12 protein-coding genes are annotated in these 13940 nt (G+C 70.8%); 6 read left to right on the top strand and 6 right to left on the bottom strand.

What is annotated here, in order from left to right:
- Positions 1 to 5 precede the first annotated feature (5 nt).
- From ACWD04_RS23975 to ACWD04_RS23955, 5 genes are all read right to left on the bottom strand, one after another.
- Positions 6 to 947, bottom strand: coding sequence for a hypothetical protein (locus ACWD04_RS23975; protein ID WP_451135099.1), 942 nt, complete (start codon positions 945 to 947; stop codon positions 6 to 8).
- Between the two features lie 50 nt (positions 948 to 997).
- A complete protein-coding gene (locus ACWD04_RS23970) occupies positions 998 to 2185 on the bottom strand; it encodes a DUF3696 domain-containing protein (RefSeq protein WP_451135097.1) in 1188 nt (395 codons plus the stop codon).
- Positions 2182 to 3402 carry a DUF262 domain-containing protein gene (locus ACWD04_RS23965; protein WP_451135095.1) on the bottom strand — a complete coding sequence of 407 codons (1221 nt, stop codon included), beginning with the start codon at positions 3400 to 3402 and terminating at the stop codon, positions 2182 to 2184. Before ACWD04_RS23965 ends, ACWD04_RS23970 begins: the two co-directional genes overlap by 4 nt.
- Positions 3403 to 3772: 370 nt before the next feature.
- Positions 3773 to 4702 carry an endonuclease domain-containing protein gene (locus ACWD04_RS23960; protein WP_451135093.1) on the bottom strand — a complete coding sequence of 310 codons (930 nt, stop codon included), beginning with the start codon at positions 4700 to 4702 and terminating at the stop codon, positions 3773 to 3775.
- A 192-nt stretch (positions 4703 to 4894) separates the two neighbouring features.
- Positions 4895 to 5353 (bottom strand): ATP-binding protein, encoded by a 459-nt coding sequence (locus ACWD04_RS23955; RefSeq protein WP_451135091.1) that lies wholly within the window; start codon positions 5351 to 5353, stop codon positions 4895 to 4897.
- 349 nt (positions 5354 to 5702) lie between these two features.
- Between ACWD04_RS23955 and ACWD04_RS23950 the strand changes: the two genes are divergently transcribed.
- From ACWD04_RS23950 to ACWD04_RS23935, 4 genes are all read left to right on the top strand, one after another.
- Entirely contained in the window at positions 5703 to 6548 is an 846-nt protein-coding gene (locus tag ACWD04_RS23950) for a hypothetical protein (protein ID WP_451135089.1), read from the top strand.
- Between the two features lie 48 nt (positions 6549 to 6596).
- The gene (locus ACWD04_RS23945) at positions 6597 to 6959 is read left to right on the top strand and encodes a hypothetical protein (RefSeq protein WP_451135087.1); all 363 of its coding nucleotides are present in this window, start codon (positions 6597 to 6599) and stop codon (positions 6957 to 6959) included.
- A 256-nt stretch (positions 6960 to 7215) separates the two neighbouring features.
- On the top strand, positions 7216 to 7938 hold the full coding sequence (locus tag ACWD04_RS23940) for a right-handed parallel beta-helix repeat-containing protein (RefSeq protein WP_451135085.1): 723 nt from the start codon (positions 7216 to 7218) through the stop codon (positions 7936 to 7938).
- A gap of 244 nt (positions 7939 to 8182) precedes the next feature.
- Complete coding sequence (locus ACWD04_RS23935; RefSeq protein ID WP_451135083.1) at positions 8183 to 11035, top strand: AfsR/SARP family transcriptional regulator; 2853 nt, start codon at positions 8183 to 8185, stop codon at positions 11033 to 11035.
- A 133-nt stretch (positions 11036 to 11168) separates the two neighbouring features.
- Here the strand turns inward: ACWD04_RS23935 and ACWD04_RS23930 are convergent, their stop codons facing one another.
- Positions 11169 to 12206, bottom strand: coding sequence for a MarR family transcriptional regulator (locus ACWD04_RS23930; protein WP_451135081.1), 1038 nt, complete (start codon positions 12204 to 12206; stop codon positions 11169 to 11171).
- 636 nt (positions 12207 to 12842) lie between these two features.
- Between ACWD04_RS23930 and ACWD04_RS23925 the strand changes: the two genes are divergently transcribed.
- Both ACWD04_RS23925 and ACWD04_RS23920 read left to right on the top strand, forming a co-directional pair.
- On the top strand, positions 12843 to 13721 hold the full coding sequence (locus ACWD04_RS23925; protein ID WP_451135079.1) for a helix-turn-helix domain-containing protein: 879 nt from the start codon (positions 12843 to 12845) through the stop codon (positions 13719 to 13721).
- Positions 13718 to 13906 carry a DUF397 domain-containing protein gene (locus ACWD04_RS23920; protein WP_451135077.1) on the top strand — a complete coding sequence of 63 codons (189 nt, stop codon included), beginning with the start codon at positions 13718 to 13720 and terminating at the stop codon, positions 13904 to 13906. The genes ACWD04_RS23925 and ACWD04_RS23920 overlap by 4 nt, the downstream gene beginning before the upstream one ends.
- Positions 13907 to 13940 lie beyond the last annotated feature (34 nt).

The raw sequence follows: 13940 nt of genomic DNA, 5'->3' as shown, positions 1-13940 counted from the left end.
CCGGATCACTTGCCGAGTTTCCGCCCGGCGTACGCGATGCGCAGGGTGCGCTCCTCGTGGACCAGCCGGAAGTGCATGCGGCCCGGTGACGGCAGGAAGTCGCAGTGCCAGTCGAACAGCCGGTCCTCGCCGTCGGTGTCGGTGAACCAGCACAGCCGCCGCCGGGCCTCGAACTCGGTGCGGACGTAGGAACGCCACTGGGGCGCGACGGGCTGCCGCTCCGGATCCCAGTCGCTGACCGCGTCCTGGAGCTCCCCGAGCCGTTCGCCCACCGGCCGCACCCACACCTCGGGGAGTTGGACGAAGTGCTGCTCGGCGAGCGGGAGGAACTGGAGGAGGGGAAAGAGTTCCGACCGCAGGCCCCACAACTCGGCGCCGGACCGCAGTCCTTCGACGGCCTTCTGCCGAGCGGTGTCGGTGCCCTGCCGGATCCACGGCAGGTGGGCCGTGACGTGTTCGGTGGTGGCGGCGTGCCGGATCTCGACCGCGGTGAACGCGGAGCTGCCGTCCTCGTCGTCAAGGAGTTCCTCCCGGACGAGGGGCAGCCGGTCGGTGATCCAGCGCGGCTCGACCGGGAGGGAGATGCCGAGTCCGCCCGTCAGGTGCGCGGCACCGAGCCCTTCGACCGTCTCCCCGTCGTGGCGGTACGCGACGTCGGAGTGTGACTCCCCTTCGGGGAAGGCCTCCCGGTGGGGCCACTTGGTCTCCAGGATCGCGAGCCGCTGCCACAGGTCTCTGGTGCCCGGTGTGCCGATCCACTTGCCGATCGCGTGGCCTTCGGCGAGCTCCAACGCGTTGACGGGCTTGTCGGCGACCAGCCGGGTACCGGCCCTGTCCTCCCTGGCCACCGCGAGGACGGCTTTGACCATCTCGGTCATGGCGCGGTTGACCCGCTGCGCGTCGGCACGGGTTGCACAGGACTTCTCGTTCAGGAACAACTGCGGCACGTCTCCCCCTCCGGATGGTGTGCGCCTTGCCCCGCCCTCCCCGGCGGGTGTCAGCCGATGAGCTGGTCGAGCGTGTTCTCCAGCTCGTCGAAAAAGCCCTCGGGCCACTGGTCGAGCATGCCGTCCGCGTCGACCTGCGGGCTGACGACGTCCACGCCGGTGCCGTCGCCACGGAAGTAGTGGAACACCACCTGCCCAGGCGCGAGCCGCCGCTGCTTGACCGCGAGCCGGACGCCGTTGATGACGTGGTCGCTGTGGGTCTCCATGATCACCTGAGCGCCCTGCGCGGCAGCGGCGGCGGCGAGCGACGCCATCCGGGTCTGGCCCTGCGGGTGCAGGTGCGCCTCCGGGTTCTCCAGGAGGACCAGGGAGCCGGGGCGGGCGGTCAGGCAGGCCACAACGATCGGCAGGACGTAGGTGAGGCCGAATCCGACGTTACTGGGACGGCGACGCCGGGTGGCGCCGAGTGTGCCCTGGAACCCGTACGAGAGGCGTACGGCGTCGGCGCCCTCGATGGCATCGGCCTGGATGTCCACCCCGGGGCAGAGTTCGCCCATCCAGGCGGCGGCCTGGTCGAGCAGGAGGTCGGACTCGGCTCGGGGATGACGCAACGGGCCCTCGGGAACGGGGTTCCTCGCCTGGTCGCGGAGGAAGTTGACGGTGTGCTCACCCCGGACGCCGAGGAAGCCGCGGCCGATGGCAGCGTGATGGTCACGCGGGTAGAACTCGGCGGGCGAGATCCGGTCGGCGTGCAGGTACTGGAAGGGCGCGGTGAAGAACGACGGGGACACGCCCGCCGAACCGGCCGGGGCGTCGGGCCCCTCCGAGGTGAGCGGCAGGTCCGCATCGAGCAGGGGCAGCAGGTTCTGCTCGGGGTCGTACTCGACGGTCCAGCCGTAGTGGTACGGCCCTTCGTCGACTGCGAGGGTGATCCGGGCCTCGTCCTCCGTGAAGTCCTCGTGCAGGACGTCCTCTCCGGTGCCGAGACCCACGAGTTCGCCGTTGAGCAGGAAACCCTGGTTCGCGACACTGCCCGTCAGTCCCGCCCGTCGTGCCTCGGACAGGAAATCGGAGACCACGAGATCGCCCGCTTCGTACGACTGGCGCAGCAGCGCGACGGCCTGGAGAACACTGCTCTTGCCGGACGAGTTGAGCCCGGTGAGAAGGGTGAGCGGGCCGAGCGGAAGCACCGCGTCGCGGAACGCCTTGTAGTTGTGGAGTGTCAGACGGTCGATCACTGCTCAGCTACCCCCCGGAACAGCCGCGCCACGTGCTGGAAACGTGTGCGGATCTTAGCCGGGTCCCCGGTGCCGATGGAGATCGACCGGTCGAAGTCCCAGTCGTCCATGAGCGCGAAGAACCCGTCGTGCACCTTCGTTCGCGACGCTACCAGTCTGTCCCGCTCGTGATCGTCGAGTAGCGCGAGATGGACGGAGATCGCCTCGAACAGTGCCTTGTTGATGGCGGGCGAACTCCGCTGCCCACCACGCCACTTGCGAAAGGCGTGCTCACCGAACAGCTCCCGCGCGCACCGCATGGCCAGCCGGAACTCCCGTGCCAGCTGCTCCCGCCGCTCCTCGGTGAAGACGTTGACCTGGTACATCGCGTTGATGAGGAACTGGTCGAAGTCCTTTTCGGTGTGCTCGGCGGGATTGGTCAGGCGGAAGGCGAGGAAGCGCAGCACCATCTCCCGGTCGGCCATCCGTTCGTCGGACACGCTCCACCGGGTGGCCTCACCGAACTCCGGGTCCTCGGCCAGGTCGGCGAGGAACGCACGGACGGGACCCCGTACCAGTGCGTGCCGCAGCTCCTGCGGTTTCAGTGGCATACCGCCGGTGTTGATCCGGGAGAACACGTTGTACTTGACGGCCTCCGGGGTGCCCTGCTGCATGATGTGGACGGTGAGCTGGGTTTCACGCAGACGGATCTTCAGCCGCCCGGTCAGGTCCTGGTACGTGCTGCCGTTGAATCTCCAGAGGTAGTCCAGGCCCCGGAGGGTCAGCGGGCCGAGGCCCGTGACCTTGGGGTCCATGAACCGGGCGATGGCGGTGAGCCGCTGCACGCCGTCCACCACGGCCCACTTGTCCTCGTCGTCCTGGGCCATGTGGAAGTTGGAGATGGGGATGCGCAGCAGCAGCGACTCGATCAGCCGGCTCTGTGAACGGTCGCTCCAGATTCCGGCCCGGCGCTGGAAGTCCGGCGCGAGGTCGATCATGGCCTCGCGCAGCCGGGACAGCAGCAGATCCACGGTGGTGGTCTCCGTATGGATCTTGATGCTGTCGGGCCGGAACGGGGCGGAGATGCCGTCCGCGTCGCTGTACCGGCCACCCCCGTCACCCTCCTCGTCGGAGGGCAGCTCCAGCTCCACGCCGGTCGGCCGGCCGTCGGACCCGATCTCGAGGGGCGCCCCCAGCGGCAGGAGGAGCGCGTCCGGCTCGTCGACGTCCTCCGCCACGGCGTACCCCTGGGGACTCGTCCGTCGGTTCCTCCCGGTGACCCCGCCGCCGCTTTCCTCCAGGTCCGTCACGGTTCGTATCGCCCTCCGCCGCCCGATGCCCTTCCCGGCCCAGCCTATAGAGGGGTTCACGGACTGTCAGTGCGACGTCCGGGGCCACCTGGGCTGTGCGGGCACCGTCACCGCGGCAGGTCCGGCTCAGCCACGACACGCTTGCCTACGGGTACGCGGTCGAGGACGTCCCAGCGGTCGACGAGCGCCTCCACCAGCGCTCAAGAGTCGTCTGCGCTCGAGGACACCTCGATGTCCTCCTCGCCGCCCTGCAACCGTCCCGTGATGCCCATGACCTGGAAACCGGGCCCGCCCTGCGTCACGTTCCGGCCAGGTCGGCCAGCGCCGCGCGGATGGTGGCGGTCATCGCGTCCGGCCTTCCGAAGGCCTCCGCGGCCGTGAAGCGCAGCACCCGCCTCACGCCCGCGCACGCGGCCAGCTCGTTGAAGCGCCGGGCGTCCCGTGCGTGGGCCTCGCGTGTGCCGTGGAAGGCGAATCCCTCGATCTCGACCACCAGGCCCTCCGCGAGGAAGAGGAAGTCCGGGCGCAGGATCCGGCCGGCCTGCGTGCGCAGCTCCACCTGGGACGCCGGATGGAGCCCGGCGTCGTGCATCCGGAGACGCGCGAACGTCTCAGCCGGTGATCCGGCGGCCGGGTCCGTGAGGCGCAGCCATCGCCGCGCCCGCTGCGCCCCGTGCAGGGGCGGGGCGAGCTCGGCCGCGAGGCCGGCCAGGGTCACCAGGGCCGGGCGGGTCACGCCCGCCACTCGGCGAGGAGAGAGGGCGGAGTCCGCGGCGACGACGGCGTCGTCACGAGGTCCGGCGCGCAGGAGGTCGGCGGCCGTCCGCGCGGGCGTGGTCACGGCGAGCCCCTTCCGCACGGTCCGGTCGGCGTCGGTGAGGTGCGTCGCCACCCGCACACGGACGCCCGTCGGCTGGTCGGTCGAGCCGCGGTACGTCGTGCTGAACTCCAGCGGCGCGGCAACCGGACCGTTCCTGAGCAGTTCGATGCGGTGCAGCGCGGCGGCGGTGCTGTGACTGCAGACGAGATGGGGGCGCAGTAACTGCATCGCGCGGGCACGCAGCAGCCAGTCCACCGGCACGCCCGGCGCTGCCCACGCGCCCCTGTGAATGGGAAGCCAGCCGTCGCGGCGCAGTCGCCGGGTGAGCCTGCGAGCGGGCCAGCCGACGGCCAGGGCGTGGGCGGTCAGCAGCACGCCGTCGCGGGTGAGTCGTGTCAGATCCTGCACAGGGGAAGTGTCCGATGTCGGGCGGCAGACGCGCTTCCCCTGTGGATAACCAGGGCGCGAGCCCGGGCGAGCCGGCACCGTGACCCGTGCGGCGCGGAAGCGTCACCACCGGAGCGGCAGGGTGCACCTGACCACCGGCCCCGGTGGCGGCGTCGCGGCCTGTCAGCGCGACCTCCGAGGCCGTCGGCACCGTCACCGTGACAGGTACAGCTCGGCGACGACCGTCTTGCCGACGGGTACGCGGTCGAGGACGTCCCAGCGGTCGGCCAGCGCCTCCACCAGGAGCATGCCCCGGCCGGTCTCCGCGAGCGGCGGCATCGGGGGGCGCGGCTCGCCCGGGGCGGGCGGCCGGAGCTCGCCCCGGGTGTCGGAGACCGCGATGCGCAGGGTCCGGCCGAGGATCTCGGCGGTGACCTCGAAGTCCCGGCCGGCGACGCGGCCGTGCGTCACGGCGTTGGAGGCCAGCTCCGCGACGAGCAGGGCGGCGGTGTCGGACACCTCGCTGCCGTGCGGCACGCCCCAGGCGTCGAGCTGGTGCAGCACCAGCCGACGGGCGAGGCGTGCGCCGCGCGGGGTTGAGCTGAAGCGCTGGGTGAACACGCGTACGGGGAGCGGCGCTTGACCGGACGTGGGGGTGGACGGTGCAGTCATGCGCCCACGATGGCGGCGCGCGGCCCCCTCCACCAGCTGCGACGCGCGTACGCCGCGTCAGCGTACGCACACCCCCGGTGGCCAGTACGCGGCACCAGGTGCGACGCCGAGACGGTCCAAGTTTCTCCAAGGTTTGTTCAAGACCAGTCGCAAAGAGTGGTTCTCCAGCAGGGCGCGCGGCCCGGCCGGCGCTCATGCGGTGGCCGGCGCCACGGATGCCGACGGACGACGGGGGAACGTGATGGGACGAATCGGTGGGGCGGCGGGAGCGGCCGTGTTCCTGGTCTGCCTGGTCGGGGGATGCGGTACTGAGCAAAGCTCAGGGCATTCCCCGCGATCGTTACCTCAGGTGCCGTCCCCCCGGCCGGGCACCGCGCTTCCCCTGGACGGGTACCGGCTGTCACCCGACGAGCAGGCCCGGTCGGACCGAGCGCAGGCGACGCTGGAGCGCAGCTGTGTGACCGGCTTCGGGCTGCGCTGGGAGGGGCCGGAGGAGTCGGCTCTGGAATTCGGCTCGCGCTCGATCGCGTCGGAGCGGACCGCACGGTTCGGGGTGGTGGACCGGGATCAGGCCTCACGGTACGGATACCAGCCACCGCCGTGGAGCACACGCAACCCTCTCGTGCGCACGGCCCTGACCGAGCACCACCACGACATCCCTCCCGAGGTGGAGAAGGTGCTCTACGGCCTGACACCGAAGCACGGCGGTCGGAGCGTCCCGGAGCACGGGTGCCGGTCCGAGGCGGCCCGCCGGCTCATGACGGGTGTGCCTCAGCTGGACCGGAGCCTTCCCGCCCGGCTGGAGGAACAAGCGGTGGCGGCCGGCGCCGAGGACCCCAGATTGGCCGCGGTCCTGCGCGCGTGGGCCTCCTGCATGGAGGGCGCCGGCCACCGTTACGCCTCCCCGGAGACCGCGGCACACGATCCCCGCTGGAGGGGCGACGGCACCCCCACCGAAGAGGAGCGCGCCGTGGCCGTGGCGGACGTCCGCTGCCAGGACGAGACCCGGTACCTGCCCACCCTTGTCGACGTGACGGCGGAGCGTCAGCGCGAGCTGATCGACCGTCATGCCACTGAACTCGGCCGGCTGAAGCACCTGGAGAAGATCCGGGCGCGGAACGTCGCCGAAGCGCTCACCGCGGAACCGACGACACCCCCGCCTCCGGCAGAGGACGAGCGGGACGGCTCCGCGTAAGAGCGAGGAGAAAGACAGCACGATCCGCGAACCAAGAGAGGAACTGACATGCGAAGTGCCCTCAAGGCCGTGTTCGGCGCCCTGGCGATCAGCGTGGCATCCGCCGGGCTGTGGGCGGCGCCGGCGAGCGCCTCCGACGTCAACCAGGGGTCCGACTACGCATCGCACTCCTATGACGGGACGTATCTCGAATACTGCGACTACGAGAGCGACAGCCATTCGGTGTGGGTCAACTACTACACCGACGCGTCGACCAGCATGCGTTCGACGGCCTCGGTCAACGGTGCCGGCAACTGCAACGCGGTCTACCTGAGCAGCGTGCTCACCAACCTCAGGGTGGTCGAGGACAACCCCTCCAGCAGCACCAACTACTACGGCAGCTGGCACGGCTACCCGGTCCAGGGTTCGTAGCCGCGCCCACGGGGCGGTACGGGCGGTGAGGACGGCGGGCGCTACGGGGGGGTGCCCGCCGTTCCGGCACGAGCTCGGCGAGCACCAGCTGCCCCATGACCCGGTGGCTGGTGTCCAGCCCGGTCGCCGGGATCACCGTCGAGCAGTGCCGGCATCCACCGCCCCCAGCAGCCACCGTGTGCGGCCCGTCCGAACACGGCGTCGCTGTCCATTCCGGTCCAGCGAAGAAAGCAGCTGACAACAACGGAGGAAACTCATGCGTACTCGTCAAGCCCTCACCGTCACGGTGATCGGCAGCGCCCTGGCACTGGCCGGCACGACCGCACCGAGCTCGGCGGTTGCCGCGGCCAAGTACCCCGGCCAGGTCAAGTGCCCCAAGGGCGACTATCAACTCTGCATCGACGGGGGCCCTGGAAACTTCACCATCAGCGGCAAGAAGTTCTCCGGACACGACAACGCGATCCTGCTCAGGAACGTCAAAAACGTCACGGTCTCCGGCAACCGGTTCACGAACCTCAGCGGATCCACCGGCTACGCCGGGGTTCACGTCCAGAACTCCTCGGGCATCGTGATCAGGAAGAACACCTTCTCCAACCTGCGCAATGGCGGCAAAATGCATGGCGTCTACCTGGTCAGGACCTCGGGCAGCAGCATCACCGGCAACACGTTCTCGTCGATCACTGGCGACCCCGTGAGGATCAGGGACGGCAGCAAGAACAACACCGTCAGCGGGAACACCTTCACCGGCTCCGGCCAGTACGCCCTGTTCAGCGAGTGGGGCCGGCTCGAGAAGGGGGAGCGCTGCGGAAGCGGCAACGTCTTCAAGAGCAACAAGTACAGGACCGGGGGCTCCGGAGGGAAGAAGATCTCACTGATCAAGTGGGGCGGCAAAGGCGGGGGCACAACAGGCCTGAAGCTCACCTGGGGCAATTGCAAGAAGGCGAGCATCGTGAACAAGGGCGGTAACACGAGGCTCTGACCTCGATCGTGCCTGGTGCCGGTCACCGGAAGCAGGCGTCACAGTCGCGCCCCGGACGCGCACCTCCGTCGCAACTGGCGCCCCGACCCTCGGCCATCGCCGAGGCGGGGCGCCAGTCGCGCGAGTGCGGCCGCCCGCCGGGAGGTGCCGCCGAGATCCCAAGTCTGGCCGGATGTTGAATTGGCTGGGCGACCGAGTGAGCCAAGACTTGGCACAGGCACATTCGGAGGAAGACGGGGATGCGGTGACCATCGAGTTCGGCATGCTCGGGGAGATCCAGGCGCACGTGGGCGGGACGGCCCTGGATCTCGGGCCCACCCGGCAGCGCTGGGTGCTGGCGGCGCTGTTGATGGACGTCAACCGCGCGGTGCCGGTGGACGGCCTGGTCGGTCGGGTGTGGGGCGCCCACCCGCCGCCGGGGGTCAAGTCGACGTTGTACAGCTATCTGTCCCGGCTGCGGCGGGCGCTCGGCGCCGCGGCGGACGCGTCGTCCCCCGGCGCCGGCATCGAGCGACGCTCTGGTGGTTACGCGCTGCTCACCGAGCCGGACCTGGTGGACCTCCACCGCTTCCGCGCCCTGGCCGGCCGGGCGAGGGCCGCTGAGGACGAGCGTGCGGCAGACCTGTTCGAGCGGGCGTTGACGCTGTGGCGGGGCGAGCCCTTCGCCACGCTGGACACGCCGTGGTGCAACTCCCAGCGGGAGTCCCTCCAGCAGGAGCGGCACGCCTGCCTGCTGGACCGGAACGACGTGCTGCTGCGCCACGGCCGCCATGCGGCACTCCTGTCCGAGCTGGCCTCCTGCCTCGACGGACACTCGCTGGACGAGCGCCTGGCCGCCCAGTACATGCTCGCGCTCTACCGGAGCGGCCGCGCTGCGGACGCCCTGCGGTGCTTCGACCGGATCCGCCGCGCCCTGGCCGAGGAGCTGGGAAGCGACCCCGGCCCGGAGTTGCGGCGACGGCACCAGCAGGTCCTCACGAATGACCCGGAGATCGGCGCGCCGTCCGACGCCCCCGCCTCGTCACCGGCAGCCGTCGTCGTCACCGCCTCCGGCATCACCTCGTCACGGGACCGCGCCGTGCCGCGCCAGCTGCCTTCCTCGGGGCTGTTCGTCGGACGCAGCGCCGAAGTGGCCGAACTGGACAAGGCACTGGGCGCCGCGGGCCGGCGCGGCGGGTCGGCGCTGGTATGCGCCATCAGTGGTACCGGTGGGGTCGGTAAGACCTCGCTGGCCGTGCACTGGGCCCGCCACACCGCGGACCGGTTTCCCGACGGCCAGCTCTACGTGGACCTTCGAGGATTCAGCCCCTTCGGAGAACCCCTGGAACCAGCCACCGCGGTACGGGGATTTCTGGACGCCCTCGGCGTCGACCCCCACTCGATCCCGGCGGACCAGCAGGCCCTGACCGGGCTGTACCGCACCCTCGTCGCGGACCGGCGCATGCTCGTCGTCCTCGACAACGCCGCAGACGTCGACCAGGTCACGGCCCTGCTGCCGGGCGGATCCGGCTGCACGGTCCTCGTCACCAGCCGCCGCCAACTGACCGGCCTCGCGGTCACCCACGGCGCACACCTGCTGCGGCTGGACGTGCTCACGCCGTACGAGTCCCGGGACCTGCTCGGCCATCACCTGGGCGGCGAAGGCCTGGCCGCCGATGCCGCAGCCGTCACCACGGTACTGGAACACTGCGCGGGCCTGCCGCTGGCGATCAGCGTCGCCGGGGCCCGCGCCGCCGTCGGCAGCGCTCCCACGCTCGCCGCTCTCGCCGAGGAACTCCAGGACCAGTCGGCGCGGCTGGACGCCCTGGACGCGGGCGACCTGTCGACGAACGTCCGCGCGGTGTGCCGTGTCTCGTACCGCGGCCTGACCGACCGGGCCGCGGAGGCCTTCCGTCTCCTCGGGGCCGCGGGTCCGGCCCCCGAGATCGGTCTGGCCGCAGCCGCCGGGCTGCTGGGCCGGCCACCGGCCGCGGCCCGGGTGACGCTGCGGGAACTGGAGACGGTCCACCTGGTGCAGCAGCCGGCCCCTGGCCGGTACGGCATGCACGACCTGATCCGGCTGTACGCGGCCGAGCGGGCCGTCGAGGATCAGGCGCAGGTGTCACGCGAACGTGCGCTGCGGCGTCTGGTGGACTTCTACCTGCACTCCGGTTACGCCTGCGACCTGATCCTCAGTCCGTTCGAGCACCACGCGCTGCAACTCGAACCGGCGCTGGACGACGTGGCGCTCGAGTCTCCCGCCGATCAGGCCGCCGTCATGTCCTGGTTCCGGGCCGAGCACGCCGGTCTGGTCGCCGCGCAGCGCGTGGCCGGCCACCACGGGTGGGACCTCCTGGTCTGGCAACTGGCCCGGGTCGTGGACGGCTTCCTGTGGCGGCAGGGACGGCTCCACGAGCACGTGGCCCTGTGGCGTACGGGACTCGCCGCCGCCGAGCGCCTCGGCGAAGACACCGCCCGCGCCTGGGCCCACCGCCGGCTGGCCCACGCCTTCGCCCGCTCGGACCGCCACGATCGCGCGATGCACCACGCCGATCAGGCCCTGGCCGCGGCGGAGAAGTCCATGAACGTCACCGAGCAGGCGCGCATCCACGACGTCATCGCCTGGTCGTGGGGCAGGCAGGGCGACGACCGGGAGGCCCTGACGCACGTCCGGCACACCCTGCGGCTCCAGCGTCAGGGCGGCGACCCGTTGGCGCAGGCGAACGCCCTCAACGCCGTCGGCTGGTACGAGGCCCGCCTGGGCGAGTACGGGCAGGCGATCGCCCATTGTGAGGAGGGCCTGGAGATCCACCGCCGGCAAGGATTCCGTGACGGCGAGGCGTGCACGCTGGACAGTCTCGGCTTCATCGCGCACGCCGCAGGCCGGCACGATGAAGCCCTCGCCCACTACGAGCGCGCCCGCGTCCTCTTCCACGACCTGGGCAACCTCTACGAGGAGGCGAACACCCTGGCCAACCTCGGCGACGTCCACCTGGCACTCGGGCGGCCCGGCCGGGCCCGGGACCAGTGGCGGCGGGCGGCCAACCTGTTCCGCCTGCAGCACCGTGCGGAGGAGGCCGGCCGCATCGAGGACAAGTCGGCCGCGACGACCGGCTGACCACCGCGCCTGGTTCCGGTCACCGGCGACGACGCTGCCCGACATCTGATCCGGGCCAGTGGCCGGGGCCCGCCATCGGGGCGCCCCCAGGGCTTGACCTCCGCAACCTCCCGCCGAGCTGTGCGGGGGCCGTTCAGGGGCTGCGCATCAGGTTGCGGAGGCTCGCGACGAGGGCTGGGACATCGCGTTCGGCCTGCTCCGGGGCCGCCGCCGGGTCGGACGATTCCGGCTTCTGGAGCGCGGTACGGCAGGGACGGCAGAGGCCGTCCGGGAGCGCCTCGGCCGGGCCGGGGCGACCGCAGTCGGCGCACTCGACCAGGAGACCGCGCACGGCAGTCCCGGGGAGGCCCGACGCAGGGGCCGGGGCCGGTGCTGCGGGCAGTCGGGGTGGCATCTTGTCGGTGAGGCGGCGGCGCATCAGGCCGACGGGTGATCCGATCGGCTCGGGAAGCCCGGCCGTGAGCGCCGACGTCAGGTAGTCGGCGCTGACACCTCGCGCGAACCAGGCAGCGGCAAGCGGCTCCAGGGCGGCGCAGTCGGCGGCGGAGAGCGCCAGGCGTGGTTCGCGGCGCCCGAGTCCGGCCAGGGCGAGGTAGGCGGGGGAAGGGACCGCAGCAGCTGAGGCGGTGGCTGCGACCGGCCCGTGTTCCGGCGTCGGGAGCGGCGGCGGATTCGGGGCGGGGCGCGCGGTGGTGCCTGGCTCCGCAGCGCGCTGCTGGGGCACGGCTACCGGCTCGGCGGAGAGCGCGGGTGCCTGCTCGGGGTCGGCGGCTTCGCCCGCGAGCCTGACGGCCCACCACTCGTTGTCGTGGGCGGTACGGGACCAGTAGGTGCGCGTCACCCACCGGTAGTGGCCGTCCCCTTCCGCACGGCACCGCACCCGGCGCAGGTGCCCGGCCACGGCGAGAGCGCGCAGGGCGGTGCCGATGGCCATCTGGCCGTACAGGGGGAGGTCCTTGGCCAGCGACTTGATGTCCATGGCGGCGCCGTCGGGAAGGTGGTCGAGGTACCCCGCGACATACCGCTCACGCTCCGGCAGGAAGGCGAAGTCGCGGGCGGCGGGGTGTCCCTGGGCGGGGATGGACTGCTTGCCGTAGCCGGTGCGGGCCTTGCGGTACGGGCGTGAGGCTGCGGGGGCGGGCGGGGCGGAGCTAGGGTGCTGGATAGCCACGAGATCGTCTTTCTTGGGTATCGATCTTGGGTCAGACCCCGGCCGGTGCGCCAACACCGCGTCGGGGTCGTCTCGTTGTGGGCACCGTAAGCAGCCGCGACTCTCCGCCGCAACTCGCTCACCATTAGTCATACTTGCTGGCCGTGACGGGGTGGGGAGGGAGGGGCGGTTTTCCCAGAACCCCCTTACCTACCTCCCGGATGAACAACACCGCTCGGATACCGACCCTCGCATCCCGACCCTCGAACCCCGAAGCTCAAGCGTCGGCCCGCGCACCTCCACCCGCCCCCGAACGAGTGACAGGGCGGTGCGCGACGCTCGAACCCCAAGACTCGGGACCCGAGTTCCGGGGCCGGCGTCCGGGCTCCCGCAAAGCCCGGCACCGCCGCCAGGGTGAGCCGCCGCACACTTCCGCCCGAACAGAAGCACAACTGCCGCCTCCTCGACGGGAGGGGGCCAGGGCAGGCCGCCGGACGCCCTGGCGCATAGGGCAAACGTCAGCATTCACCGCCCTGGCGCGCGTACGCTGTGTAATCACGCACGCACACCCAGTGGCGCACCGTGCCGCTGGGTGTGCTGGTGCAACAAGGTCAGAAGCGGTACGGCGGGGCGGGTGCGCGCGAAAGGTGGCCGACTGTGGCCTACGAGAACACGGACGACGACGCTACGGGAATGGCGGCAGGAGGAACGGGCGCGGGAGCCGGCGCCGAGCCAGGGGCATCGGACAGCCTGCGCACGTTCGGCGCGTTCGTCCAGGCCCTGCGAGAGCACGCGGGCTTCAACCGCGAGGAGTTCGGCGACCTGGTGCGCTTCTCCAAGCACACCGTCGCCTCGATCGAGCAGGGCCGTCGGATGCCGGACTGCGACTTCGTCGAACGCGCGGAGGCTGCGCTGGGGAACACGGGGGCACTGCGGAAGGCGGCGCCGCATCTGTCGCGGCAGGCCGGGTTGGCGAGTTGGTTCCGACAGTGGGCGCGGCTGGAGACGCAAGCGGTGACCCTGTGGACCTACGAGTGCCGAGTGATTCCCGGACTGCTTCAGACCGAGCGGTACGCGCGAGCTGTAACGGTGAGCGTGCCACCCGTGAAGGATGAGGAGCAGGTGGCCAAGCAGGTCATGGCCCGGCTGGAGCGCCATCAGCTGTTCGAGCGCAGGCCACCGATCGCATTCAGCTTCATCATCGAACAGGCGCTTATCGAGCGAGGTACGGGAGGCCCTGATGTGATGCGGGAGTTGCTCGACAGCCTCTTGAAGCGGTCTTTGCAGTTCAACGTCGAGTTGCAGATCATGCCGCTAAGCCAGCCCGACCATGCCGGGTTCGACGGACCCTTGATGCTGCTGGAATCACAGGAGAACAAGTGGTTCGCCTACGCGGAGGGGCAGCGCGGCGGCATGTTGATCTCAGACCCGAAGGAGGTCAGCATCACGCTCCAACGGTATGCGAAACTGCGCTCACAGGCTCTCACCTCCGAGGACTCCAGGAGCCTGCTGAAGCAACTTCGAGGAGCGCTATGAGCAGCATCGACGAACGGGCTTGGTTCAAGAGCAGCTACAGCGGTTCGGATGGTGACGCCTGCATCGAGGTGGCGAAGGGGACGGAAGCGATCCACGTCCGGGACTCCAAGGACCAACTGAGCCCCGAACTCGCCCTCTCACCCTCGGCATGGAGCAACTTCGTCAGCTACGCCGCCCAGAGCTGACGCACGCGCCCCGCACCGGACCTGTCCGGCGCGG

It is taken from the genome of Streptomyces sp. NPDC002911 (assembly GCF_053591835.1).
Note: the sequence above shows the minus strand (reverse complement) of the source record. Positions and strands in the feature narration are given on the sequence as shown.